The following is a 2,081-nucleotide window of genomic DNA, read 5'->3' as shown; positions in this document are numbered from 1 at the left end:
GCGACCAACCGCAGCTTTTTCAACCAATTGGCCCAGCGTGTGATCGAGCGGATCAACGCCCCGGGTCCCAAAGGCCGGATGTATGAGCTCGATGGACGGCTTCGTCCGCCGGGTGAAGAAGGCGTGTTTGCGGTTTCCACCGAAGATTTCCTGAATCGTTTCCGGCAACACGAGGCTCCGCTTTGGCAGTGGCTCGCGATTTGCCAAGCACGTTCGATCTCGGGTTCGCGAACGAGTCGAACTAGGTTTGACAACGCGGTGGCGACGTTATTGACCGAGGCGCCGTGGCAATCGGGAATGGCCAACGACATTCGCAAGATCCGGACTCGTATGCAAGAGACGGCAACCTCCGGAAACTTGAAACGAGGCGAAGGGGGCACGGTGGATGTCGAGTTTGTGGCCCAAATGTTGACACTAAAACATGCAGCGGAATCCCCCAATATCACGCACTGCAACACCACCCTTTCGCTGGAACGACTTGCCGAAGCGGGACGCTTGCCCGAAGACGAAGCGTTGCAATTGATCGCGGGTTACCAAACGCTTCGCGGTGTCGAAATCAATTTGCGGTTGATGAAAACGCCTCATCGTCACGCGTTGCCCGAACTCGATTCGCTGATGAAAAACTTGGCGTTCCTGATGAATGAAAACGATCCCAAGATGATCGAAGCGGCGTGTGATCAAGCACGCCAGCGAAATCGTCGGCTGTTCAATCGTATTTTTGACCGTGCGTAAAACGTACTCTCCAACCGGAACCTTCCACGTTGATGTCAGATTCTCTCTTGATTCGTTCGCCCAACGACGCTTTAGGTCACCCGCTGCTGGAATCGCTTCGCGACGCTGCGCCGCGTTGGAATCATGTCCAGGACTGGCCCGCCGAAGCCCTGCGGTGGTGCGCCGATGCGGGCGTTTTTCGCTGGTTCTTGCCGCCGGAATCGGGCGGGCTAGGGTGGAGCGACGAAGAACAGACTCGCGGTTACCTGCTGCTTTCGGCGGCCGACCTGACCACCACGTTTGTGATCACTCAGTTGATGGGATCGATCCGCCGGATCGCGGGCAGCGAGAATCCGGCCCCCGCGGACCGATGGTTGGACAAATTGGTTAGCGGCGAAGCCTTTGGGACCGTTGGGATCAGCCATCTGACGACAAGCCGGCGTCACCTGGCCAAGCCAGTCTTGTTGGCCAGCGAAACCGCCGACGGTTTTCTGCTTGATGGCATGTCGCCGTGGGTAACCGGGGCTCCGCACGGAGACGTCTACGTGATCGGTGCCACGATGGAAGATGGCCGAGAATTGCTGGCCGCCGTGCCAAGATCGCTCGACGGAGTCCAACCGTCGCCGGGGACCGAGTTGGTCGCATTGTCGGCAAGTTGCACCGACAAATTGGTGTTGGACAAGGTCGCAATCGATGAATCGATGTTGATCGCCGGTCCGATCGAAAATGTGATGCAGACTGGCACCGGTGCGGGGACCGGCGGACTGCAAACATCCACGCTCGCGATCGGACTTTCCAACGCCGCGATTGACTTTTTGATTCGCGAGGCGCTCAAACGCCCCGATTTGCAAAAGATCGCCGACGAGATGCAATCCGAAGTCCTCGCGTTGGAAAACGACCTGCTGCGAGCTGCCGCGGGCGATTCGACCTGTGATGCCGCCGAGATTCGCGGGCGAGCCAACCGGATGGTGTTGCGATCGACGCAAGCCGCACTGACCGCAGCCAAAGGTGCCGGATACGTGCAAGGGCATCCCGTGGGCAAGTGGTGTCGCGAAGCCTTGTTCTTTTTGGTCTGGAGCTGCCCGCAACCGGTCACCCAAGCCTACTTATGCGAGCTGGCCGGAATTCAAGAGTAACGCCCCATTGGGCCAGCGCTGAGAAGCATTTTAGAGACGGCAAATTACGGCATTTGCGTTTTGTAGCTACGCTCGCCAGAGCGTGGATGCTCGCCAAAGCGTGGATGGTTGCCAGCCAATACGAATCACCACCTTCTAACGAAGGTCGCTACGAGAAAATGCAAGTTTCCAGCGGTTAGGGGGGGAAGACGAATGGTGCGGAGGGCTCGCTTTTTTGATCTTTTCCACTTCGTT

Annotated in this window: 1 protein-coding gene and 1 pseudogene; both read left to right on the top strand. The window is 57.9% G+C overall.

The window, feature by feature from the left end; genetic code table 11:
* A pseudogene (locus tag ABX962_RS35305) lies at positions 1–732 on the top strand (hypothetical protein); the annotation flags it as partial.
* 32 nt (positions 733–764) lie between these two features.
* A complete protein-coding gene (locus ABX962_RS35300; RefSeq protein WP_372726340.1) occupies positions 765–1,847 on the top strand; it encodes an acyl-CoA dehydrogenase in 1,083 nt (360 codons plus the stop codon).
* Positions 1,848–2,081: the final 234 nt, after the last annotated feature.

Origin of the sequence: Novipirellula sp., assembly GCF_041583735.1 — a bacterium.
Lineage (GTDB): Bacteria > Planctomycetota > Planctomycetia > Pirellulales > Pirellulaceae > Novipirellula.
Note: the sequence above shows the minus strand (reverse complement) of the source record. Positions and strands in the feature narration are given on the sequence as shown.

Coding starts and splice junctions, on each gene's coding strand:
- ABX962_RS35300 (WP_372726340.1), top strand. CDS start 765: ATGTCAGATTCTCTCTTGATTCGTTCGCCCAACGACGCTTTAGGTCAC.